The sequence below is a fragment of the Micromonospora sp. NPDC049171 genome (assembly GCF_040648275.1).
GTDB lineage: Bacteria > Actinomycetota > Actinomycetes > Mycobacteriales > Micromonosporaceae > Micromonospora.
On the sequence record NZ_JBEZDJ010000014.1, the window covers coordinates 94,853 to 117,601 of the forward strand.

18 protein-coding genes are annotated in these 22,749 nt (G+C 74.1%); 7 read left to right on the top strand and 11 right to left on the bottom strand.

Annotated elements, in window-relative coordinates; all coding sequences use genetic code 11:
• Positions 1-17: 17 nt before the first annotated feature.
• Positions 18-3,380, bottom strand: a complete 3,363-nt coding sequence (locus AB0B14_RS19130) for a BTAD domain-containing putative transcriptional regulator (protein ID WP_357523299.1) — start codon at positions 3,378-3,380, stop codon at positions 18-20.
• 138 nt (positions 3,381-3,518) lie between these two features.
• On the opposite strand from AB0B14_RS19130, the gene AB0B14_RS19135 reads away from it, so the two are divergent.
• Positions 3,519-4,397: an alpha/beta hydrolase gene (locus AB0B14_RS19135; protein ID WP_357065420.1), complete on the top strand. Its 879-nt coding sequence runs from the start codon at positions 3,519-3,521 to the stop codon at positions 4,395-4,397.
• A 50-nt stretch (positions 4,398-4,447) separates the two neighbouring features.
• Here the strand turns inward: AB0B14_RS19135 and AB0B14_RS19140 are convergent, their stop codons facing one another.
• On the bottom strand, positions 4,448-6,619 hold the full coding sequence (locus tag AB0B14_RS19140; RefSeq protein WP_357523301.1) for a hypothetical protein: 2,172 nt from the start codon (positions 6,617-6,619) through the stop codon (positions 4,448-4,450).
• Positions 6,620-6,626: 7 nt separating this feature from the next.
• On the bottom strand, positions 6,627-7,829 hold the full coding sequence (locus AB0B14_RS19145; protein ID WP_357065417.1) for a low temperature requirement protein A: 1,203 nt from the start codon (positions 7,827-7,829) through the stop codon (positions 6,627-6,629).
• 161 nt (positions 7,830-7,990) lie between these two features.
• Here AB0B14_RS19145 and AB0B14_RS19150 point away from each other — a divergent pair, with 161 nt between their 5' ends.
• Positions 7,991-8,173: a hypothetical protein gene (locus AB0B14_RS19150; protein WP_357065415.1), complete on the top strand. Its 183-nt coding sequence runs from the start codon at positions 7,991-7,993 to the stop codon at positions 8,171-8,173.
• Here AB0B14_RS19150 and AB0B14_RS19155 read toward each other — a convergent pair.
• Genes AB0B14_RS19155 through AB0B14_RS19165 form a run of 3 tightly spaced genes read right to left on the bottom strand, consistent with a single transcriptional unit; the run spans position 8,157 to position 11,315 of the window.
• A complete protein-coding gene (locus AB0B14_RS19155; protein WP_357065414.1) occupies positions 8,157-8,933 on the bottom strand; it encodes a TetR/AcrR family transcriptional regulator in 777 nt (258 codons plus the stop codon). The genes AB0B14_RS19150 and AB0B14_RS19155 overlap by 17 nt on opposite strands.
• A gap of 58 nt (positions 8,934-8,991) precedes the next feature.
• Positions 8,992-10,623, bottom strand: coding sequence for an MFS transporter (locus tag AB0B14_RS19160; protein WP_357523302.1), 1,632 nt, complete (start codon positions 10,621-10,623; stop codon positions 8,992-8,994).
• Complete coding sequence (locus tag AB0B14_RS19165) at positions 10,620-11,315, bottom strand: SDR family oxidoreductase (RefSeq protein ID WP_357523304.1); 696 nt, start codon at positions 11,313-11,315, stop codon at positions 10,620-10,622. The genes AB0B14_RS19160 and AB0B14_RS19165 overlap by 4 nt, the downstream gene beginning before the upstream one ends.
• 153 nt (positions 11,316-11,468) lie before the next feature.
• Between AB0B14_RS19165 and AB0B14_RS19170 the strand changes: the two genes are divergently transcribed.
• The 3 genes from AB0B14_RS19170 to AB0B14_RS19180 all read left to right on the top strand — a co-directional run bounded on the left by AB0B14_RS19170 (position 11,469) and on the right by AB0B14_RS19180 (position 14,560).
• Positions 11,469-12,758 carry a histidine kinase gene (locus tag AB0B14_RS19170; RefSeq protein ID WP_357523306.1) on the top strand — a complete coding sequence of 430 codons (1,290 nt, stop codon included), beginning with the start codon at positions 11,469-11,471 and terminating at the stop codon, positions 12,756-12,758.
• Positions 12,746-13,411: a response regulator transcription factor gene (locus tag AB0B14_RS19175; RefSeq protein WP_357065406.1), complete on the top strand. Its 666-nt coding sequence runs from the start codon at positions 12,746-12,748 to the stop codon at positions 13,409-13,411. Before AB0B14_RS19170 ends, AB0B14_RS19175 begins: the two co-directional genes overlap by 13 nt.
• An 87-nt stretch (positions 13,412-13,498) precedes the next feature.
• The gene (locus AB0B14_RS19180; protein ID WP_357065404.1) at positions 13,499-14,560 is read left to right on the top strand and encodes a Gfo/Idh/MocA family oxidoreductase; all 1,062 of its coding nucleotides are present in this window, start codon (positions 13,499-13,501) and stop codon (positions 14,558-14,560) included.
• Positions 14,561-14,786: 226 nt separating this feature from the next.
• Here the strand turns inward: AB0B14_RS19180 and AB0B14_RS19185 are convergent, their stop codons facing one another.
• Positions 14,787-16,061, bottom strand: a complete 1,275-nt coding sequence (locus AB0B14_RS19185) for an MFS transporter (protein ID WP_357523308.1) — start codon at positions 16,059-16,061, stop codon at positions 14,787-14,789.
• 297 nt (positions 16,062-16,358) lie between these two features.
• Here AB0B14_RS19185 and AB0B14_RS19190 point away from each other — a divergent pair, with 297 nt between their 5' ends.
• Positions 16,359-16,907, top strand: a complete 549-nt coding sequence (locus AB0B14_RS19190) for a DUF1062 domain-containing protein (RefSeq protein ID WP_357523311.1) — start codon at positions 16,359-16,361, stop codon at positions 16,905-16,907.
• A gap of 254 nt (positions 16,908-17,161) precedes the next feature.
• On the opposite strand, the gene AB0B14_RS19195 is transcribed toward AB0B14_RS19190, so the two are convergent.
• The 3 genes from AB0B14_RS19195 to AB0B14_RS19205 form a co-directional block, all read right to left on the bottom strand.
• Positions 17,162-17,320 carry a hypothetical protein gene (locus AB0B14_RS19195; RefSeq protein WP_357065399.1) on the bottom strand — a complete coding sequence of 53 codons (159 nt, stop codon included), beginning with the start codon at positions 17,318-17,320 and terminating at the stop codon, positions 17,162-17,164.
• Positions 17,321-17,574: 254 nt separating this feature from the next.
• Positions 17,575-17,796, bottom strand: a complete 222-nt coding sequence (locus AB0B14_RS19200) for a hypothetical protein (protein ID WP_030335934.1) — start codon at positions 17,794-17,796, stop codon at positions 17,575-17,577.
• Between the two features lie 159 nt (positions 17,797-17,955).
• Complete coding sequence (locus AB0B14_RS19205) at positions 17,956-18,987, bottom strand: hypothetical protein (RefSeq protein WP_357065397.1); 1,032 nt, start codon at positions 18,985-18,987, stop codon at positions 17,956-17,958.
• Here AB0B14_RS19205 and AB0B14_RS19210 point away from each other — a divergent pair.
• Positions 18,965-19,711, top strand: a complete 747-nt coding sequence (locus AB0B14_RS19210; RefSeq protein WP_357523313.1) for a hypothetical protein — start codon at positions 18,965-18,967, stop codon at positions 19,709-19,711. The two genes, AB0B14_RS19205 and AB0B14_RS19210, sit on opposite strands and share 23 nt — an antisense overlap.
• Before the next feature lie 267 nt (positions 19,712-19,978).
• Here AB0B14_RS19210 and AB0B14_RS19215 read toward each other — a convergent pair whose 3' ends face one another.
• Entirely contained in the window at positions 19,979-22,639 is a 2,661-nt protein-coding gene (locus AB0B14_RS19215; protein WP_357523315.1) for an AAA family ATPase, read from the bottom strand.
• Between the last annotated feature and the right edge of the window lie 110 nt (positions 22,640-22,749).

A 22,749-nucleotide genomic window follows, 5' to 3' on the forward strand; every position in this document is an offset into this window, starting at 1 on the left:
AGGCGTACAGGTGGCGCTCAGGTGGGGTCGTCCGTGGTGAGCGCGCGGGCGGTACGGCGGTGCGCGGCGGCTTCCTCGTCGCGGCCCAGAGCGGTGGCCAGGTCGGCGAGGTGTCCGGCCACCGGGCCGGCGGTGACCAGCCCGCTACCGGCGGCCAGTTCGGCGGCGGCCGGGCGGAGCGCGGCGAAGACGCGTTCCATGGTGGGCCGGTCGTCGACGGCGAGCGCCGCCCGAGCGGTGAGGCACAGCCGCACCTCCCGCAGCAGGTCGTGCGGCCCGTCCGGGAGGGCCCGCAGCGCCAGCAGAGTGGCAGCCCGGTCGCCGGCGTCGGCGAGCAACAGTGGCCGGGCCCAGGGCTCGTGCGGGCCCCAGTCCAGCCGCGCCCAGTCCTCGTCGTCCGGCCCCGGAATCGGGCGCTGACGCCCGGGGACCGGCGGGGCCTCGCTGGCGGCGTCGGCCAGTCGCAGGCCGAGCAGGGCGAGCGGCAGCAGCCCCCGGGCCAGGCCCGGCATGGCGTCGGCGGGCAGGAGTTGCGCGGCGGCCCGGTACGCGGTCACCGCGGCGGCCCGGTCGCCGCCCAGCGCCAGGCGCAGTGCGGCGTACCAGCCGGTGAAGACCCCGACCAGCGGCAGCTCGTAGCGCTGCGCGAGACGGTCGGCGGCGTTGGCGTGCGCGTCCGCGCCGGCCCGGTCGGCTCGCGCACAGCAGGCCTGGACCAGGACGAGGCGACCCAGTACCTCGAAGGTCACCAACTGTTGCGGGGTGGCCAGGTCGACAAGCTCCGCGCCGATCCGGGCCCGCTCGTCGGCCAGCCCGACACGGTGGAAGGCGTGCATGAAACGCGCGTTGAGCGCGAACGCCAGCAGCCCGGGGTCCGCGACGGTCCGGGCGATCCGCTCGGCCTCGGCGGCGGCCCGGCGGCCACGGTCGCCGGTGCTGCCCCGCAGCTCCAGCGCGAGCGTGCTCAGCAGCCGGCTGCGTTGCGCCGAGCCGGTCGGGCCGAGACCGGTCAGGGCCTGCTCGGCAAGGTGCACGATCCGCTCGGAGAGTGCGTCGTCGTCGTTGCGGGTCCAGATGGCGGGCACCTCGAAACCGGCAAGCACCTCCGTGGTCAGCCGGGGGTCACCGACCGCCTCGGCGTCGGTGATCGCGGCGGCGCGGTACCGCCGCGCCTCGGCCAACCGGCCCGTCACCGCCAGCCCGCGCCCGAGGCCGAGCACCGCGCCGAGCCGCTCGCGCCGCTCGTTCTGCCCGGCCCGGTCGTACGCGTCGAGGACCTGCGCCCACAGCCGGGCCGCCTCGTGCGGGTTGCCGTCCCGTTCGGCCTGTTCGGCGGCGGTGCGGGCGTAGCCGACGGCGCGGTGGGCGGCCTCCCGTCCTCCGGCGTGCAGCAGGTGGTAGGCGAGCGCGGCCGGGTCGACGGGCTGCTGCCGCTGCATCGCCTCGGCCACGGCGCCGTGCCAGGCCGCCCGACGCGGCGCGGACAGGTCGGCGTAGAGCGTGTCGCGGACCAGGATGTGGGTGAACCGTAGCCGCCCCTCGGGCTCCTGCTCGGTCAGGAACCCGGCCTGCAATCCACGGTCCACGGCGTCCAGCAGCGCCGCCGGGTCGCCGGCCAGCGCGCCGAGCACCTCGGGGTCGAGGTCCCGACCGAGCACCGCCGCCTGCCGCAGGACGGTACGGGTCGGGGCGGGTAGCTGTGCGAGGCGGTGCCGGATCACGTCGCGCACCCCCGGTGGCACCGCCGCCAGCGCCGCCTGCCCCGCGCTCGCGGACAACTGGGCCAGCTCCCGGACGAAGAACGGGTTGCCGCCGCTGCGGTGGTGGATCAGTCGGACGGTGGGCGGGTCCAGCTCCGACCCCGCGACGGCACGGGCCAACTCGCCGGTCGCCTCGGCGGACAGCCCGCCGAGGTATTCCCGCACCGGTTCGAGGCCGGCCACGCGGGCCAGCGTGGCGGTCAGCTCCGGGCTGATCTCGGTGGCCCGGTAGGTGCCGAGGACCAGCACCGGGCCCGTGGCCGGCTGCGGGCCGGTGAGCAGGCCGGTGAGCAGGTCCAACGTGTCGCCGTCGGCACGGTGCAGGTCGTCCAGGACCAGCAGCAGGGGTGCCCGGTCGGCGACGGCGGAGACCAGCGCCGCCACCGCGCGGTGCCGACGGAACCGGGCCACGGCGGGATCACTCGGGCCGTCGGTCACCGCCGGCTCGCCCGGCCCACCGGCCGCCAACCCGGCCGGCCCGCCGCTCACCGGCTCGGCCGGCCCGCCGCCCACCGACCCGCCCGGCGCGGTGAGCGCGTCGGTGATCTGCGTCCAGGGCCAGGCGGCCGGGGCGCCGTCGTACTCGGGGCTGCGACCCCAGGCCGTGTTCCAGCCCTCGGCGACGAGCTGTCGGCTCAGCTCCTCGGCCAGGGCGGACTTGCCGGCGCCCGGGTCCCCGCTGAGCAGGGCGAGCGTTGGCCGACCCGCCCGGGTGGCGGCCTCGGCGGCGTCCCGCAGGCGCGCCAACTCCGGGTCCCGCCCGACGAACGGCCGCCCCGGCGGCGATTCCGACCCGGCACCTCGTACGGGCCCGGCCGCGACGGGGGTGGGGGTGAGGTGTGCCGCCTGGGCCAGGATGTCGGCCTCCAGCCGGCGCAGCTCGGGCCCCGGGTCCACCCCCAGCGCGGACACCACGGCGTCGCGGGCTTCCCGCAGCGCGGCCAGCGCGTCGCCCTGCCGGCCGGCGCGGTAACGGGCCAACGCGAGCAGCCGCCAGGCGTCCTCCCGCAGTGGATGGCCGGCGAGGTGGGCGGGCAGGTCGGCGGCGGCCTCGTCCGGCCGCCCCAGGGCGAGCAGCGCCTCGGCCCGCCGTTCGACGGCGAGCATCCGCAGCTCGTCCAGCCGGTTGATCTCCGCGACGGCCCAGAGGTCGCCCGCGCAGTCCGCGTACGCGGGTCCGCGCCAGAGCCCGAGCGCCGTGTCCAGCGCGGTCAGGGCTGGTGCGGGCAGGTCGGCGGTCAGCAGTCGTCCCGCCTCGCCGACGGCCGCCTCGAAGCGTCCGGCGTCCACCGCGTCCGGGGCGGTCCGCAGCGCGTACCCCGGGGGTTCGGTGACCAGGAGGCGGGGTGGCTGCCGGGGCGGCCGGTCGGGCTCCAACGCCCGGCGCAGGTCGGCGACGAAGGTCCGGATCGCGCCCACCGCGCCGTCCGACGGGGTCTCCCACAGGTCGTCGACGAGGCGGTCCACCGGCACCACCCGGCCGTGGGCGATCAACAGCCGGGCCAGCACCAGTCGCTGCCGGTGCCCCCGCAGCGGGACCGGGCCGCTCTCGGTGGCGGCGGTCACCGGCCCGAGGACGCCGAACGTCACCCCCACCGGTGGCGTTTGATGCCTGGTCATGACACCAATCTAGGCGGCGGTGCCGGCCGGCACTGATGCGGTGCTGACCGTCTGCTGATCACCTCCGGCCAGGCTCGACACCGTACGACGGCGACGGGTCACCGCCCGGGCCGGCCCTGCTCACCAGGAAGGTTCCCCGTGGAGCCGAGGATCAACGGATTCGACTACCAGCGTGTCACCGTCGCCGACGGCGTGACGCTCAGCGCCGCCGTGGGTGGCTCCGGGCCACCGGTCGTGCTGTTGCACGGTTTCCCGCAGACCCATCTCATCTGGCGGCACGTCGCCGCCGACCTGGCCGCCGACCACACGGTCATCTGCCCCGACCTGCGTGGCTACGGCGACAGCGACAAGCCGGTGGACGTGGACGGCACCGGGTACGCCAAGCGGACCATGGCCGCCGACGTGGTGGCACTGGCCGGTGCGCTCGGTCACGAGCGCTTCGTCCTGGCCGGGCACGACCGGGGCGCCCTTGTCGCGTTCCGCGCCGGCCTCGACCACCCGGCGGCGATCAGCCACCTCGCCCTGCTCGACGTGCTGCCCACCCTGGACATGTGGGACGTGCTGCACGGCGTCAACGCCGCGGTCGCCTTCCACCTGTACCTGATGGCACAGCCACCCGGCCTGCCCGAGGAGCTGATCGGCGGCAGCCCGGACGTGTTCTTCGGTCACTTCCTGGACGTCTGGACCCGCGACCCGGGGGCGCTGCCGCCCGAGGTGCGCGCCACCTACCTGCGCGCGTCCCGCGAGGCGATCACCTCGATCGTCGCCGACTACCGGGCGTCCGCCGGGATCGACGTCACCCACGACACCGCCGACCGGGCGGCGGGCAACCACCTGCGGATGCCGGTGACAGTGCTCCAGCAGGACTGGGGCGCGGCGCTCGGCTACGACGCGGCCGGGGTGTGGCGGGCCTGGGCCCCGGACCTCGACCACCAGACGGTGACCTGCGGGCACTTCATGGCGGAGGAGGCTCCCGCGACTGTGGTCGGGGCGCTGCGCGCCCTGCTTCAGCGGTGATCGGCCGCCGCTCGTCGGAGCGCCTGTCCGAGGACCGGTGACGGGTCGCCTCACCCGCCGTCCGGGGGGCGCAGCCGGCCGGCGAGTTCCCGCAGCGCCGCCCGGAACGCGGGCTCCGACTCGTCCGGGTGGTGCCCGCGTACCGGGGGCGGTCGACGCTCCCCCGGTGCCGGCAGCAGGCCGCGCGGGTCCCGCAGCCGCCGGTCGACCCCGCTGGCCGGGTCGGCGGCGTCCGGCGGCGGATCACCGGGCCGGTGCGCGGCGAAGATCCAACCACCGACCGGGTCCGTGTCCCGCCACAGGTTGAGCCACCGCCACCCGACCCGCTCCCCCACCTCGCGCAGCACCCCCCGATTGAGGTACGCCGGAAAGAGCCGGGCGTAGAGGCGGTCCAGCGGTGAGCCGTAGGTGAGCAGCGCGACCCGTCGGCGGGTGTGCGGAGGCAGCCGCAGCACCGCGAGGGCCAGCAACGCCGAGCCGTGGCTGTGCCCGCACAGCACCACCCCGGCGTGCCGCTCGGTCAGTTGGGTGATCCGGTCGGCCAGCTCCGGCACCGCGCGGTCGGCGTAGCTCGGCGGTGCGAACGGGTGCGCGGCGCGGGGCCAGAAGGTGCCGAGGTCCCACAGGATGCCGACGTGCCGGCGGAACCACGCCGTCCGGTACGCGAACACACCACCCGAGAGCAGGACCAGGACCACGGCGGCGACGATGTAGGTGCCCGCCGCGAGTGCCATCCCGACGAACCCGGCCGGCAGCCCGAGGAACCGCCACGTCAGGTCCTCCGGTCCGCGCCCGGTCGCCCCGAGCAGGCTCGTGGCCAGCCCGATCACCGCGAGCGCCGCGTACGTGGTGGCCAGCACGCCCAGCCACTCGGTGAACCGGGCACGGGCGACGGCCTTCGTGGCGAGCCGCAGCCGCCCGGTCGCCTCCGGCGGCACGACGGGAAAGTCGCGGGCGGTGATGTCCGCCGCCGCACGGCACCGGCGACGCCGCGACCGGAGGGTGATCGCGGCGCACGCCAGCACCGCCGCCACCACGTGCAGGAACACCGCGAGGATCGTCCAGCGGTACGGCAGAGGCGGCCCACCGTCACCGCGGAAGCCGCCGAGCAGATCCCCCGCCTGATAGACGAGACCGGCGGAGAACGCACCGGCCAGGCCGACGGCGATGGCCGCGATGACAGTCGCGCCCAGTCCGCCCGGCAGCCCGGACCGGGCCCGGGCGCGACCGTGGCGCCACAGCACCAGCCCGCTGAGCAGCACCAGCAGTGTCATCTGGCCGAGCAACGCCCCGCCCGCGATCGCGCCGTAGCCGGGGAGCCCGGCCGACGACGGCCAGTCCCGCCCGTCGCCCGCGACGGCGACGAGGGTCGCCACGCTCAGAGCGACCGCCACCACGCCCACCGCGCGGGCGAACCAGGTCGAGATCCCCGCGGTCGACGCACGGTCGATCAGGCCGGGCGCGGCGAGCAGACCAACGCAGACCAGCAGGACCGCCGCACTGAGCGTCCACAGCAGCGTCGTCGCGGGGGTCGCGCCGCCGGCGCGACGGGCGGTGAGCAACAGGAGATCGAGTACGGCGAAGGCGGCGGCGACGTGGATCGCCCGTAGCCGCGCCACCAGCGGCTCCACCGCCCACAGTGGGTTGCCGGCCGGGCGGGACCGGCGGGTCCCGAGCAGCCGCAGGAGCACGATCGCGGCGATCGGCAGCAGCGTCAGCACGGCCAACCGCTGCCCCACGGGCCGATCGTCGAGCCCGGCGAGCGTGTCGAAGGGCGCACGGCAACGGGCCGCGCCGAGACACCGCCAGGCGAGCAGGTCGAGGGCGACCCCGGCGATGGACACCACGTACACCACTGTGAGGTTGAGCGCGAGGAGCCGGCACAGGATGGTGACCCCGGCGGCGCGGCGGCCGGCGGGCCGCATCCACACCGCCAGGTTGCTGAGCATGAACGGCAGCAGGAAGACCATGGACAGGGTCCGGGCCACGGTGCCCGAGGGCAGGTCGGCCCAGCGGTACGCCTCGAGCGTCAGCCCGTCCGGGTCGGTGTCGTCCGACCCGGCGCGGCGGTGGAATCCGCCGCTGTCGTCGCCGGCGACCTGCCGCACCCTCGCCTCGTGCAGGACGGCCGAGGGTCGTGCCCCCGACACGCCGTGCACCCGCAACTCGACCACGTCGCCGCGGCGCGGGTGGTCGCCGTGCTGCGGTGGCCTGCGCGGCATCGGGCGGCTACCCGTGTCGTCGCTGGTCGGGCGCGTCGCTCGCGCCGTCCGGTGGCGCCGGCCGCCACATTCCGGGCATCGCGTCGACCACGACGATCAGCAGCAACACCCCGGCGACGACGGCGCTGCCGGCCAGGTGCGGAAGCCGCATGGTCGCCGCCCCGAACAGGATGATGGCCGGCACCCCGATCAGGCGGGCCCAGGGCAGGCTGGTGTCGACCACCGCCGAGAGCAGGATCCGGGCGGTCAGGAACAGCGCCGGGCCGAGAACGCCCACGGCCAACTGTCCCGCGTCGCGGTAGCCCGGATCCTCGATCGTCAGCTCCATCGCGACGCTTGTGGCCAGGACCCCGGCGATCATGACGACGTGCAGGTAGCCGGCCAGGAGGGCCAGTTTGCTGCCGGGCGGGCCGGCCGCCACGATGGTGGCGCCCAGTCGCGTGCCCGCCGGCACCAGGTAGAGCCGGGCGAGGGCCACCGCCGTCACGAACGCCAGGGCGAAGGCCAGGGTGCTCTCCCGGTTCATCCCGGAGCCGCTGTAGGCGATGCCGGAGAACAGGATCAGCTCGCCCAGCGCGATGATGAAGATCTGTTGGTAGCGCTCGGAGAGGTGCTCACCGTTCACCTGAAGGTCCGGCCAGGAGCTGCGCCCGAGCCACGGGAACGGCCAGCGCAGCCGGGCGAGGGAGTATTCCAGCACCAGGGCGAGCGCCCAGAGCGCCTCCCGGGCCGGGGCGACGAGCGCCCCGACCACCCACAGCACGCCGGAGATCGCGAACCAGATCGCCACCCGCAGGCTCCGCAGTTGCAGCGGGTGCCCGCGCAGCGCCGGGATCAGCAGCGCGCCTCGACCAAGGTGGATGGCCACGTAGGCGCCGGCGAACAACCCGGCGTGCGAGTCGAACGCGGTGGGCACGGCGGCGGCCATCAGCAGGCCGCCGAACATCACCCAGAGCAGGAGTACGACGATCAGCGGCGCGCGCGGGTCGAACCAGTCCGCCGACCAGGCGGTCACGAACCACACCCACCACAGCGCCGCCAGCAGCACCAGCACCTGGAAACCGCCGGTGAGGCTGTGGTCGTCCAGCAGTGCCCGGGACAGCCGGGTCAGCGCGAAGATGAAGGCCAGGTCGAAGAAGAGCTCCAGGAACGACGTCCGACGGGGGTTCTCCCGCTTCTGGAGCAGCCGCTCGGGGAGCCAGCTCGCCATCGCCCCCCTTTCTCGACACCACCTGCCGCCACAGTCGTACCACCCGGACGACCGGGCTCGGGCCGGTTCCGCCAGGCCCGGCGGCTTCGACCGGCGGGCGCGGGTTCCCGTTCTTCCCGTTGGTGGCCGCGCGGCCGGTGGGCCGCTCCTACGATGGGCTGGTGAGCACGGCCGGTCCGCTCGGCGAGTACCTGCGTGCCCGGCGCGAGCTGATCGGGCCGGGCGACGTCGGTCTGCCCGCGCACGACTGTTCCCGGTCGCGGCGCGGCGTCAGACGCGCCGAGCGGGAATGGTCGCACGGCCGTCGGCGGGTGCCCGGCCTGCGGCTCAACCAGGCCGGCTAGCGGTCGACCGTTCGGCCACCACCACCGAGATCCCGTCGAGCACGCGTTGCAGGCCGAACTCGAAGGCGTACTCCGGGGCGTAGGGGGCACCGTGCTGCTGGCCGGCCGCCGTGCCGACCCGGGAGGCGGTCGGGTAGGCCCCGGGCGTCAGGAACGTCTCCAGCCAGGGCGCGTGCGACTGCCACCACTGGCCCTCGGTCATGCCGGTCTCCCGTTCCAGGTCGACCACCTCGGACGCGGCGCGGGCGGAACTCTTCACGTGCCCGAGGACGAGCGTGAGCACCGCGTCCATCTCGACGTCGGTGAGCCCGAGGTCGGCGACGGCGCCCAGCTCGTAGTCGTACTTGGCCAGCAGGTGCGGACCGAGCACGGGTCGGGTCGTCTCGGCCCGGAGCATCCACGGGTGCCGCTGGTAGAGCGCGAGGTTGTCGCGGGCGATCCGCTCCAGCCGAGCCCGCCAGTCGCCCTCGACGGCGGGGCGCGGCATCTCGCCGTACGCGGTGTCGATCATGACGGCGACGAGTTCGGCCTTGCCGGGCACGTAGGTGTAGACCGACATCGTGCCGACACCCAACGCCTCGCCGACCCGGCGCATGGTCAGCGCGTCGAGGCCCTCGGCGTCGGCGACGTCGATCGCGGCCCGCACGATCCGGTCGACGCTGAGCCCCGGCCCGGCGCTGCGGCTGGTCGGCTCCCGGGTGCGCCACAGGATGGCCAGGCTGCGGGCCGGGTCCGCGGTCGCCTTGCGCTCACTCGCCATGGTGCGGCCATCCTAACAACGCGGGCGTACGGCGTACGTCGCCCGCCGGCCCGCGCGGTCAGACCTCTTCGCGGTCGTCGGAGAGCGTCGGGCCGGCGGCGGCGGGCACCAGGTGGCTCACCTCCGGTTCCGCGTCGGTCAGCTCCCGGGCCCGCTGCTCGGCCGCACGGTCCTCGCCCGTCAACCGGCCGCCGTGCTGGCGCAGGTGCTCGTCCCACGACGGCACCAGGTACACCTCGACGAACCGGTCCGTCGTCTCGGCCGGCCGGAACAGCCCCCAGCGCATCGCGCCGGTTCGCTGCCGTGCCCCGCGCACCAGGTCCATCGCCGCCAGGAACGACCGGGTCCGCTCCGGCCGGACGGTGTACTGCACCGTGACCAGCACCGGCCCCACCCCCGGGTCCGGCTCGTGCGCCAGGTGCAGTTGCGGCCAGTAGGCCGCCGGTTCCCGGTTCACCGACCGCAGGTCCGGCAACGGCCAGAGCCGACTCGTCGCGGTGCCGACAAGCATCAGCGCCGCCGCCGCGAGATAGGCGAGGAGCAGCCCGGCCATCTCGGCCACCAACCCCCAGACCAGCGCACCGGCCGCCTGCCCGCCGGCGAAACACACCTGGTAGACGGCCAGGCCCCGGGCCCGCACCCAACTGGGCAGGAAGAGCTGCATCTCGGCGTTGACGTTGGCCAGCACCGTCACCCAGGCCATCCCGGCGGGCAACAGGGCGAGAAGCACCAGGGGTACGACCCGCACGGTGCCGACCACCGTCAACGCCACGGTGAACAGCGCCCCGGCGATCAGCAGGAGCTGGTTGGCCGACAGCCGGGTGCGGATCACGGCCAGCAGCACACCGCCGGCGATGGCGCCCACGCCGAGGGCGGCCAGCAGCAGCCCGTACCCGCCGGAGCCCAGCCCCAGCCGCCGGGCGGCCACCAGCGGCAGCAACGCCCACAGCGCGCTGGCCGGGACCACGAAGACCAGCGCCCGGCGCAACAGCCGACGGACGGTCGGCGAGTGGCGCACGTACCGGCTGCCGGCGCGCAACGCGGCGGTGAACCGCTCGGGCACCTCGACCGCGCGGGCGTTGCCGGGCCGCCAGCGCCACAGCGCGTAGGTGAAGACGGCGAACGCGACGGCGTTGAAGCCGAAGACCGGGGCGACGCCGGTGCGGGCGATCAGTACGCCGGCCACCGCCGGCCCGACCGCCCGGGCCACGTTCACGCTTATCGAGCCGAGCGCGGACGCCGACCGTAGCTGGTCGGGCGGCACCAGCTCCGGGATCACCGCCGCCCACGCCGGCAGGGTGAGCGCCTGCCCGACCCCGAACGCGAAGGTGAGGGTGAGCAGCAGCGCCGGCGGCATCCGGTTGGTCTGGGTGAGCAGCGTCAACGCCACCGCCACCGCGACCAGGAACAACTGCACGGCGATCAGCAGGTGCCGGCGGTCGAAGTTGTCGGCCAACACTCCGGCGGGCAACGCCAGCAGCAGCACCGGCAGCAGGCTCGCGGTCTGGACCAGCGCGACCAGGGTGGAGGCGTGGGAGTGGTGGATCAGCAGCCACTGCGCACCGACCGTCTGCATCCAGGTGCCGATGTTGGCGACGAGCAGGGCCAGCCACAGGTTGCGGTAGACCGCGGTCCGCAGCGGCGCCCACGCCGAGGCCGGACGGTCGTCGGGTCCGGCTGCGGCCGTCACCACCGCCCGTCCGCGCGCAGCACGCGCTCACCGGAGACGTAGAGGTCGTCGGGTTCGAGCAGCAGGAGCCGGACGACCTCGGTGGCGACCTGTTCCGGCATGGCGTACACCTCGTCCAGGAACTCGGCACCCACCCGTTCCTGCAACCGCGTCGGCATCGGCCCGGGATGCAGCTGCATCACCTTGATCCGGTTGCTGTGCTGCGCCTCGGCCAACGAGTCGACAAGGCTGCTGCCGTAGCTCTTGGTGGCCCGGTAGACGGGGATGCCGGGCCGGGGGGCCGCCAGCGCCAGCGCGCCGATGTACACCACGTTCCCGTGGCCCTGCCGGTGCAGGTGCCCCACCACCTCCCGCAGCAGGTACGTGAGGCCCAGAACGTTGACCTCCACGGCCCGGCGGATGTGCTCCACCGACAGGTCCGCCAGCTCACCGCCCGCCCACATCGAGGCGCAGGCCGCCACCCCGTCGATCGTGCCGTGGCGCCGCACCACCTCGGCGAAGCCCGCCCGGACCTGCTCGTCGGAGGAGACGTCGCAGACCGCGCCGTCGCACCCCAGCTCGTCGGCCGTGGCCGCGACCTCGACCGGCTCGTTGCCGAACACCACGACCTGGTGCTCGTCGACCAACTGCCGGGCCACCGCGAGGCCGAGCCCGCTGGTACCGCCGACCACCACGAACGTTCTGGCACCCATGTCTCTCCAGCCGCCGTCCGGACAGGTCACGCGCGCCGCGTTCTTCCCGTTTCCAGACCCCGCACACCCGTTCGGCCGGTAGTGCTGGACCTACCCCGAAAAGTGGATCTGGACGGCTGGGGCGCCCGGTCGTCCCCGATTAGCGTCTGCGGCATGACCCCGGAATCCCCAACTCGGCTGGCCGAGGCGCTGCGTCGCCGCGACTGGCTGATCTCCGTCTGGCCCTGGCGGGCACTTGCCTACGCGATCAGCACCGTGCCGATCGCGGGTCTGCTCGCCATCGGGCTGCTCATCGTCGGCGCACCGCTGCTGGCCGCCGCCAACGGGTTGCTGCTGGACGGTCGGCCGCCCGGCGTCGCGCTCCTGCTGTTCCTGGCGGTCAGCAGCCTCGGCCTGCTGGCGCTGGCGCCGATCGTGAGCTACCCGGTGGCCGTCATCGAGCGGTGGCGGCTCCGGCTCGTGGACAACCGTCCGCTGCCCGCGCCGTCGTGGCCGGGTCTGGTCGCCCGCTACCGCAGCGCCGGCGCCTGGCGGGAGGTGGTCTACCTGTTCTGCCTGGGCGGGTTCGTGCCGGTCGTGTACTGGGTGTTCCTGCTGCTGGTGCTGCTCGACCTCGGGATGATCACCAGCCCCTGGCTGGCCGGCGACGCCGAGCCGGTCGTCATCTGGCAGCCGATCGAGTCCACCGGCGAAGCCATCCCGTACGCCATCGTGGCGGTGCTGCTCCTGCCGGTCTTCTGTTACGCGGCCGGTCTGGTGGCCGCCGCACAGGCGGAGGTGACCCGCTGGGCACTGGCCTGGCCGGTCGACGCGGTGGCACTGCGCGAGGTCGCCCGTTCGCGTACCCGGCTGGTCGGCGCGTACGAGGCGGAACGGCGCCGGATCGAACGGGACCTGCACGACGGCGCACAGCCACGGCTGACCAGTCTCACCCTTCAGCTGGGCCTGGCCCAGTTGGACGTACCCGAGGACTCCCCCGCCGCCCGACCCCTCGCCGTGGCACACGACCAGGCGCGGGGCCTGATGGTGATGTTGCGGCAGTTGGTGCACGGCATCCGTCCGCAGAGCCTCACCGACCTCGGTCTGGCCGGTGCCGCCAGCGAGCTGGCCGACGTCGCCACCATCCCGGTCACCGTGCACGCCGACCTGCGTGGCGAGCTGCCGGAAATCGTGGAGACGACCGCCTACTTCGTGGTGTCCGAGGCACTGAGCAACGTCGCCCGACACGCCCGGGCGACCCACGCCGAGGTACGCCTCACCCGGGTCGACGGGGACCTCGTCGTCGAGGTGTCCGACAACGGGCGTGGCGGTGCCGACCCCACCCGGGGGACCGGCCTGACCGGTCTCGCCGACCGGGTCGCCGCCGTGGACGGCCGGCTGCTGCTGTCCAGCCCGGCCGGCGGGCCTACCCTGGTGCGGGTGGAGCTGCCGTGCCGTCGATGACCCGCGTGGTGCTCGCCGAGGACGAGGTGCTGCTGCGGGAGGGCCTGGTCGCGCTGCTGACCCGCTTCGAGTTCACGGTGTGCGCCGCCGTCGGCTCCGCACCCGAGCTACTGGCTGCCGCCCGCGAGCACACACCGGACCTGGTGCTGACCGACATCCGGATGCCGCCGGGCCGCCGCGACGACGGGCTCCGCGCGGCCGTCGCGTTACGCGCCGAGCGGCCCCACCTGCCGGTGGTGGTGCTCAGCCAGTACGTGCAGACCGGGTACGCGGCGGCGCTGCTGGACAGCGGCGACGGTCAACGGGTCGGCTACCTGCTCAAGGACCGGGTGGCCGAGGTCACCGAGTTCGTCGACACGCTGCGCCGGGTCACGGCGGGCGGCACCGCCATCGACCCGGACGTGGTGCGGCAACTGCTGCACCGCCCGCGCGATCCGCTGGCCGCGCTCTCCGGCCGCGAACGCGAGGTGCTGGCGCTGCTGGCCGAGGGCCGGTCGAACGCCTCGATCGCCGGTCGACTGCACGTCACCGAGGCGGCGGTCGGCAAGCACGTCGGCAACATCCTGCTGAAGCTCGACCTGCCGCCCAGCGACGACACCAACCGCCGGGTGCTCGCGGTGCTCACCTACCTGCGCAGCGACCCGGTGGGCTGACCAGCACCGGGCCGAGATCGGGGCGTAGATTCGGCAGGCGGTGCCGCTGCCGGCGAAGGGCGCGGACCGGCGAGACGGGGGTACGGCATGGCGGAGGCGCTGCGGGTTGGTCTGCTGGGGTATGGGCTGGCGGGTCGGGTGTTCCACGCCCCGCTGATCGCCGCGACCCCGGGGCTGCGGCTCGACGCGATCGTGACCCGCGATCCGCAGCGACGCGAGCAGGCCCGACAGCACTTCCCGGACGCCCGCCTGGTCGACGACGCCGACGAGCTGTGGCGTACCCCGGACGCTCTGGACCTAGTCGTGGTGGCGACGCCGAACCGGCAGCACGTGCCGATGGCCCGCGCGGCCCTCGCCGCCGGGCTGCCGGTCGTCGTCGACAAGCCCCTCTCCCCGACCGGCGCCGAGGGCCGCGCGCTGATCGGCGAGGCGACCGAGCGTGGGGTGCCGCTGACGGTCTTCCAGAACCGGCGCTGGGATGGCGACTTCCTCACCGCCCGCCGGCTGGTGGAGCAGGGCGAGTTGGGGCGCGTGCTGCGCTTCGAGTCCCGGTTCGAGCGGTTCCGTCCGTCCATCAAGCCGGGCTGGCGGGAGCTTGCCGGTCCGGAGGAGGCCGGCGGCGCCCTCTTCGACCTCGGCGCCCACCTCGTCGACCAGGCGGTGCAGCTGTTCGGCCGGGTCGACCGCGTCTACGCGGAGGTGGACCGCCGCCGTGCGGGTGCGGCGGTCGACGACGACGCCTTCGTGGCGTTGACCCACGCCAACGGGGTGCACTCGCACCTGTGGATGGGCGCGGTGACCGCCCAGCTCGGGCCCCGACTGCGGGTGCTGGGCGACCGGGCCGGCTACACGACGTACGGCCTCGACGTGCAGGAGGCGGCGCTGCACGAGGGCGGCCGACCGGGCCAGCCGGGTTGGGGCGAGGTCCCGCCGGAGCGCTACGGCATGCTCGGCGTCGACGGTGACCTGCGGCCGGTGCCGACCGAGCCCGGCGCGTACCAGAGCTTCTACGCGCAGGTCGCGACGGCGCTGCGCGACGGCACGCCGATGCCGGTGGACCCTCGGGACTCGGTCGCCACGGTCGAGCTGATCGAGCTGGCGCACCGGTCGGCGGCCGAAGGAGCGGTGCTGCCGGTCCCGACCGCCTGACCGACGCCGGCTGTGCCGCGACCGGGCTCTGCCCGTCGCTCCGGCTCCGCCGTGGCCGGGCAGGCTCGTTGTTCCGGTTCTGCCGTGGCCGGGCAGGCTCGTTGTTCCGGTTCTGCCGTGGCCGGGCAGGCTCGTTGGTCCGGTGCTGCCGTGGCCGGGCAACGCCCGTCGCTCCGGCCGCGCCGCGGGCGGGCAGGCTCGTTGTTCCGGCCGCGCCGCGGGCGGGCTACGCCCGTTGCTCCGGCTCGACGGCGCCGGCGGGGCGGGTCGTCCGGCGCAGGCTCCGCCGTAGTGCCCAGGCGGTGGCGACGGTGGCCAGCGTGCCGCCCGCGCCGGCGACCAGCAGCGTGGTCGGGGCCGAGGTGACGTCGAGCAACACGGCACCGCCCAGGTAGGAGAGCGCGGCGGCGATTCCGATCGCGCCGTACAGGTTGCCGAAGACCCGGCCGAGCATCGCCTCGGGGACGACCCGTTGCAGCAACGTGCTGGAGGCGACGTCCATGGCCGCGATCCCCAGTCCGCGGACCGCCTGCATGACGATGGCGGCGCCGACCGCCCAGGCCAGCCCGGTCAGCAGGTTGCCGACACTGCTGATGGCGAACCCCGCGATCAACAGCCCGACGGTGGACGCCCGCACCCCGTACCGACCCAGCAACAGGTAGCCGACGAACAACCCGAGCCCGACCGCGCCCAGCAGCAACCCGACGGTCGAGCCGCCAGCGTCGAACGTCTCGGTGGCCAGCAGGACCAGGGCCACGTCGTCGACGCCGTTGAACGCCACGACGGCACAGAACCCCAGCGCGACCACCCGGACCACCGGGGTCGACCAGAGGTAGCCCAGGCCCACCCGCGCGTCGCGCAGCAGCGAACCCCGGCCGGCATCGCCGTCGACGGGCACCGACATCCTCGGCAGCGACGCCAGCAGGACCGCCGAGAGCAGGAACGACACGGCGTCCACAAGCAGCACCCCGCGTACGCCCACCAGCGGGAACAGCGCCGCCGCGAGCAGGGGACCGATCACCTCGCCGCCGTTGGTGCCGAACCCGACAGTGGAGTTCGCGGACTCCAGGTCCCGGTCGCGTACCAGGGCCGGCACCGCCGCCCGGGAGGCGGGCTGGAACACCTGCCCGGCGATCGCCCGGACCGCCACCAGGGCCAGCAGCACCGGCAACGACGGCAGCAGTACGGCGATCAGCAGCAGCACACCACCCTGGACCAACTCCGCGCCGATCATGACCCGGCGCAGGTCGAAACGGTCGCTGAGCGCCCCGGTGAGCGGGCCGAGCAGCGCCGGCGCGAAGTCACCGACGAGCAGCAGCAGTGCGATCGCGAACGCCCGACCGGTGCTGTCCTCCACGTGCAACATCAACGCGACCAGGCTCAGCGAGTCGCCCGCGTACGAGATGACGCGAGCCGACCACAGCGCCCGGAAGGCCGGGTTGTGTCGCAGCAGACGCATCCCGCCGCCGGTGGGCTCGTCGGCGCCGGTGGGACCTGTCACGTCAGCTCCGCTCCTCGCGCCTGCGCCCGGACGTACGCACCGTAGTGAGCCGACAACTTTCGATCAACGCGATTTCCATCGAGGGGATGAGCGGGTGGTCCCGGCGCTCTCGATGCGCCGAAAACCGGTGGAGGGGCAGCGGTTCGCGCGCCTACCGTGCTGCGGAACCAGGTCGTCTAGGCAAGGACGTGCCGTTGTACACCCTGTGAGTCTTCCCGAGCGCTGATGTGTCGCGCGTCGCGCCTGTGCGCCGCGCCCCTTTTTGCTGCGGACCTCTCACGGAACCGGTGTACCTCTGTGCGCACTCACTGGGCCGTCGTGCCCACCTGCCTGCCGCTCGTTCGCCGCCGCTGCCATGCGTGCGCGTCCGAGCGCTTCCGGCCAAGCGGTAAATTCCGCGTCAACGCCAACCACAAGCTCATCGACGTCTGGCTCCTCGTGCTCTGCACCCGTTGCGGGGACACGGCCAAGCTCGCGGTCCTGGAGCGGGTGACCGTACGCTCGATCCGACCCGAGCTGCTGGACCGGCTGCACCACAACGACCCGACACTGACCGCCGACCTGCTCCAGGCCCCGGTCGTGCAACGCCGTAACCGCGTCGCCCTCGACTGGGACGACGCCTGGCGTCTCGACACCGGCGGATCGGAGCACCCGGACGGCGAGACGGTCGACGTCTCGGTCCGCTTCGCGGCGCGGATCCCGGTCCGGCCGGTACGACTGATCGCTGACGGTTTCGGTCTGTCGCGAGCCGAGGTCGACAGACTGATCATGGAGGGGAAGCTCGTCTCGGCGGTCCGGTTGCGCGGCAGGCTTTCCGGGGACTTCACCTTCACGCTCAAACGCTGAGCTCTCCTTCGCCGACCGTGGGCCTGCTCGGCCAGATCCGCCGGGCAGGCCCACCCCACGACTCCACCCCGGCACGACCAGCGCGAGTCCAGGTGCTGACGGGCCACCGGTCAGAAGCCGCGCACTTCCCGGTGCCGACGGCCATGATCCACTCGCCTTCATGAATATCGCGGCATCCCGGCGTCCGGGATACCGCGTTATCACCAAACCCGAGTGGATCAAGGGGGCAAGGTCGGTGGGCGGTGACGGGCCGGCTAGTCGGCGTCCTGCTCGGACGGGCTGTCATCGGGCACGCGGGCGTCGTCGTCGGTCAGCGCGTCGTCCGATGAGGTGGTGAGGTCGGCCAGCCGGCGCTCGGCTTCCCGGACCTCCTCGTCGAGCCGGGGGTTCTCCTCGTCCGGGCTCTGCGACATGGGGCGACCTCCATCGGGCACGGCTGGCCGACCTCCGTGTACCCGGCCTGACGGCGAGGACACGGGCCGCACGCGCTGTTCCTCGATCACTTGATGAGGAGTGGTCACATCCGACGCCGCAGACGACTTACTGATCAAGGAACCGCACAGGCCATGACCTGAACGTCGTTGGTGAGCTGAGCCGAGCGCCGGGCCGGCCGGGGAGCGCACCGGGCTGGAGCCCAGGAGCGTTGCCGGCCCGGCCCGGTGCCGGATCAGCGCTGCTTCAGCTCGCGCCAGGATGGGTGGGTGCCGCGCCACGCGTCGGCGAGGATGGCCGCCGAGGCCCGGCTTGGGCACTGCTGCACCCGCTCACGACCCGACGCCCCACCGATCTGGGCGCGGACCTCCCAACCCTGCCCGTCAGTACGGATATACACGTCCCGGCGTCCGCGCGGGGTCGTGTCTCCGTTCCACCAATGCTCCTCGACCTTCATTCGCCGACCGTATAGCAATTTTTGCGTCGAGGGTACGTCGCAGGTAGGCATATACCAGGGCGATAGCCGTAATTCCGGCGCATTTCGGCCCATGCGTCGACGGGGAGGACCCGCAACGGCGGATCCTCCCCGTCCTGAGCGACGGATCAGGGGGGCGGGTCACATGCCGTTGAGCACACCGGCCAGGGTGTTCGCCAACGCGTCCTGGCCCGCGGGGCTGGGATGCGGCGAGCCGCCCTCGGCCGTGATCTGGATGTCACCGGGCGTGAACGGTGGCGGGAACGCCACCCGGACGGCCGGGTCGAACGGCACACCGAGCTGGACCGCCCAGTTGAGATCGTTGATCACGGTTCGCACGGTGCCCACCCAGAGCGGGTCGATCAGCGGTTGCAGCGTCGACACCGGGGCCGCCGGCAGGTAGGACTGCAACCCGGTGGGCAGCAGCGACCTGAGCTTCGCCCAGGAATACTGGCCGATGTCGACGTTGGCCGGCGTGATGTCGTAGTAGAGCATCCAGACGACCTTGTCCGCGCCGGCGGCCAGCAGCGAGTTGACAATGGTGGTGGCGTCGGCGGTGATGCCGGCGTACTGAGCCGGGCCGTCGTAACGCGGCACCCCGATGTTGATGTAGTAGTCCTCGCCGGCCGGCAGGTCGAGCCAGAAGTTGCAGCCACCGCCGTTGGTGACGATGCCCTGCTTGCCGCCGACGGCCGCCCACTCGAAGCGGAACAGACCTGTGGGGTTCAGGCTCTCCCCCGCGAACTCCAGCGCGCGACACATGGCCAGCCGGATCAGCACGGTGTTCCAGTTGGTGTTGTTCACACCGCCGGTGGTGGCGTGGTACGCGTTGTGGCCGTCCGCCTTCGCCTTCGCGATCCGGGCGGTGGCGAGGCCGAGCGGGCTGGCCACCCGACCCCAGGCGTTGCCGCACGCGTCGGGGCCCGCGCGGCCGGCGATGATGTCGCCGGTGCCGTAGCCGGTGCGCGCGTAGTTGTCGTAGTCCACGACGCTGCCGTTGAGGTCGAAGTAGCGCCGGCCGTAGCTGTAGACGCCGTTGTTGCCGGGCATGCCGCGACCGTCGAACGAGGTCATCGGGCAGCCGGGGCCCACCCCGAAGCCGAACTGGTGGTGCGCCGAACTGATCGAGTCTCCGGTCAGGGTCAGCACCGTGTCGTTCGTGACCGTCTGCACCTCCCGGCAGCGGATCCGGTCCTTGTTCGCGTCCACGAGCGTGGGGTTGCCGGCCACGTTGGGGCAGCCGGTCGGCGGCGGGGGCGGCGGCGACGGCGGTCCGCCGGTGGGCGGGTCGGTCGGGTTGGGCGGGTCGGTCGGCTCCGGCGAGCCGCTGGGCGACGCGGAGCCGGACGGCGAGGAACTGCCGGACGGCGACGCACTGCCCGACGGCGAAGAGCTGCCCGACGGCGACGCACTGCCCGACGGCGAAGAGCTGCCCGACGGCGACGCACTGCCCGACGGCGACGCACTGCCCGACGGCGACGCACTGCCCGACGGCGACGCACTGCCCGACGGCGACGCACTGCCCGACGGCGAGGCGCTGCCCGACGGCGAGGCGCTGCCGGAGGGGCAGGGTGTGCCGGTGGGCGACGCCGTCGCGCTGGGTGACGCCGTCGCGCTGGGTGAACCCGTCGTGGTGGGTGCGGTCGCGGTGGCGGCGAGGGCCCGCTTCGCGACCGGCTCGGTCGTCACGGGCGGCCGGGTCGCCCGGGTCGGTGCGGTCGAGGCCGACGGCGATCCGGTCGGGTCCGGGCAGTCGGCAGCGGCGGCGGCTTTCTGGGTACGGATCCGCGCGAGCCGCGCCTCCACCTCCACCGGGAGTTTCTCGCCCGGCTTGACGCACGGGTCGAGCAGCCAGGTCGTACCCTCCAGCTCGCGGGTGCACGCTGGCGCCTCGTAGGACGCCCGCTCCGCGCTGGCGGCGACGGGTGTGGCCGATGCGCCGCCGGCTGCCGGGGCGACGAGTGCGGTGACCATGGCCACCGCCGCCGCCACGCCGGCGGCGAAGAGAGCATTGTGGACGTGGAACGACCTGGTGGGTCGCGGTCCTGGCGGTCCACCCGGGTGTGCGTGGCTCATGCCGTCCTCCAGGGACTGAGGTGCGCCGGTAGTTGTTACCGCACGGTAGGCAGGTGTGCGGTAACCCCGGTAGATCAGTCGCCCTTACCTACTGTGGAGGATGAGTCGCACCCGGTGACCTGTCCGACGGCCCCGGCCGGTCGTGGCCGAGCACCACGGCCAACTCCCGGCGGTTGCGAACGCCGAGCTTCGTGAAGACGCGGGCCAGGTTGTTGTTGACGGTGTTGACCGACAACCCGAGGCGGTCGGCGATGCTGCGACTGGGCAGGGTCACCGCGAGCATCGCGACGTCCCGCTCCCGGCGGGTCAGCGTCGCCTCCTCGGCGCCCGCCGCGGTCGCGGTGAGCAGGGGTGTCCGAACCGCCAGGCAGTCCCGCGCCAGCGTCGCGGCCCGCTGCGCCACCGCCACCCGGGGCCGGCCGCGGCGCGCGTACGCCCGGGCTGCGGCACCGAGCGCCTCGGCGGCGAGCAGGGTGTGGCCGCGGGTGACGAGGTCACCCGCGGCGGTCTCCAGCACCGGCCCGTCATCGCGGACCAGACCGTCGGTCGCGCTGGCGAGCGTCGAGGCCAGCCCGCCGAGCCGGTCGGCGAGAGCGCCCAACCGGTCGCGGACCGAGTCGGGCGCGCCCAGCCGCGCGCACTCGTAGAGCGCCACCGCCTCGATGGTGGGTTGTTCGCTGCCCCGAGCCAGGTCGGCGGCGTGCCGGGCGGTACGGATCGCGGCGGTGAGATCCCCCTCGGCCACCTGCACCCACGCGCGCTCCAACTCCACCCACGGGTGGAAGATCCGGTTCGCGGCGCGCTCCCGGGCGTCCGCGGCGGCCAGCCAGCGGCGGGCGCCGGACGGGTCACCGGCGAGGGCGCGGACCCCCGCCAACGCCGCCCAGTACGTGCGCACCAGGTGGTACTGGTCGTTCTCCTCGACAAGTGCGATGGCCTCCCGTAGGTCGGCCTCGGCGGCGTCGAGCCGTCCCTGGGTCTTGGCGACGATCCCCCGGAACCCGGCCCACACGGCGACCATTCCCCGCGCGTCGCTGGCCACCGCCGCGGCATAGCCGTGATCGGCCAGGTCGGCGGCTCCGACCAGCTCGCCGGCGGCGTACCGGGCGTAGCAGAGCCCCAGCCCGACCTGCGCCTCGTTCCACGGCATCCGCTCGGGTTCGGCGGCGAGCACGGCCCGGCCCCGCTCCGCCAGCTCGTCGGCGAGCGCGAGCCGGCCGAGCATCCCGGCCGCCGAGGCCGCCCCCATGATCGCCCAACTGGCTGCCCGTACCCCGGTGTCGGGCCGGGCCAGCACGGCCTGGCCGACGGCCAGTGCGGCCTCGCACCGGCCGTCGTAGAACAGCACCCACGACCTGGTGGCCTCGGCCAGGTCGTGGCCGGGCGAGCCGGCCGGCACCAGCCGCAGTGTCTCGTGGGCCTCGTCGATCCGGTCCAGGCCCCAGTAGAGCAGGCCGGCGCGGGTGATCGCCCACATGGCGAGGCGCTTGCTGCCCGGCGGCGGGGCCGGCGGAAGCATGTCGAGCGCCTCCTGGCTGCGCGCCTGGTACTGCAACACCCGGGCCAGCAGCCACTGCGCCTCCCAGCCCGGCGCGGCGTCGTACGCCGTGCGGGCCAACCGCTCGGCCAGGTCGATGTCGAACCTGTCGATGGCCTGCCGGGCGGCGGCAAGCGCGATGTCCGGATGCCGGACGCTGCCCGACCGAAGTTGCCACACCCCGGCGACGAGCGCGTCGTCCCGCCGCCGCAGCGGCATGCTGGCCAGCACGTCGGCGAGTTGCCCGAACACGGTGCGGGACCGGCTGGCCGGCATGCAGGCGCGCAGCGCCTCCCCGTAGAGCGGATGGGCCATCCGCAGCGCCGTGCGGGCACCGGAGCGTTCCGCGACCACCATGCCGCTGCGTTCGGCGGCCTCGATGGCGACCGGGTCGGTGAACCGTTCCAGCAGCGCCAGCGAGAGCGGTTCGCCGCAGGCGACCACCTCCGACACCTGGCGGGCGGCTGGTTCCAGGGCACGCAGCCGGGCGCTGACCAGCTCGGCCAGCCGAGGGCTGCCCGACGCGGTGCCGCGCCACCGCCAGACCCCCCGCGACTCGCGGAGCCCGCCGGTGTCCATGGCGTCGGCCAGCAACTCCCGCAGCAGCAGCGGGTTGCCGTCGGCGAGCCGCGTCAGCCGGCGGCGGCTGATCGCGTCGAGCGGGCCGGGCGCGGCCTCGTCGAGCAGGTGCTCCACCGCGGTGGCCGGCAGCGGGCGGACGTCCAGTCGCCGGCCGGAACCGGCCCACAGCGAGGTGAGTGCGTCGGAGAGCGGAAGGCCCGCCCGGACGGTCGCCACCGCCACGGCCAGGCCGTGCACGGCGAGCTGGTGCAGCAGCCCGGCCGAGGGTTCGTCCAGCAGGTGGGCGTCGTCGATGCCGATCATGATCGGACGGCCGCCGCCGCGCCGCGCGAAGTCGCGCTCGACCGTGCCGACCAGCCCCACCGGATCGGCACGCGGTCGGGTCGGCGCGGGGATCAGGTGCGAGACCGCGCCGAACGGGATCGAGCGGGCCGCTCCGGTCGCGGAGACCCAGTGACACTCCACGCCGTCCTGGGCCGCGCGGGCGAGCGCCTCCCGCAGCAGCCGCGTCTTACCCACCCCGGCGTCACCGACCAGCACCAGCCCCGGCAGTCGCGCCGACACGACGTCCTCGATGATTTTCAGCTCGTCGTCGCGGCCGACGAGCGTCCATTCGCCACGTCCCGGCATGACGACCCTCACCTCGCCCTCGGGCAGCCCTACCGCCCACCCTATGGGCAGGTCCGGCACTCCCGCTCGACAGCGGTCGATGGGCCGTCGAGCGCACCGGGCCGCGCCGT

Bases quoted from the DNA above. Each gene is read 5' to 3' on its own strand.
- AB0B14_RS19170 (WP_357523306.1), top strand. From the start codon at position 11,469: ATGACCCCGGAATCCCCAACTCGGCTGGCCGAGGCGCTGCGTCGCCGC.
- AB0B14_RS19145 (WP_357065417.1), bottom strand. From the start codon at position 7,829: ATGGCGAGCTGGCTCCCCGAGCGGCTGCTCCAGAAGCGGGAGAACCCC.
- AB0B14_RS19215 (WP_357523315.1), bottom strand. From the start codon at position 22,639: ATGCCGGGACGTGGCGAATGGACGCTCGTCGGCCGCGACGACGAGCTG.
- AB0B14_RS19130 (WP_357523299.1), bottom strand. From the start codon at position 3,380: ATGACCAGGCATCAAACGCCACCGGTGGGGGTGACGTTCGGCGTCCTC.
- AB0B14_RS19180 (WP_357065404.1), top strand. From the start codon at position 13,499: ATGGCGGAGGCGCTGCGGGTTGGTCTGCTGGGGTATGGGCTGGCGGGT.
- AB0B14_RS19165 (WP_357523304.1), bottom strand. From the start codon at position 11,315: ATGGGTGCCAGAACGTTCGTGGTGGTCGGCGGTACCAGCGGGCTCGGC.
- AB0B14_RS19140 (WP_357523301.1), bottom strand. From the start codon at position 6,619: ATGCCGCGCAGGCCACCGCAGCACGGCGACCACCCGCGCCGCGGCGAC.
- AB0B14_RS19155 (WP_357065414.1), bottom strand. From the start codon at position 8,933: ATGGCGAGTGAGCGCAAGGCGACCGCGGACCCGGCCCGCAGCCTGGCC.
- AB0B14_RS19195 (WP_357065399.1), bottom strand. From the start codon at position 17,320: ATGTCGCAGAGCCCGGACGAGGAGAACCCCCGGCTCGACGAGGAGGTC.
- AB0B14_RS19200 (WP_030335934.1), bottom strand. From the start codon at position 17,796: ATGAAGGTCGAGGAGCATTGGTGGAACGGAGACACGACCCCGCGCGGA.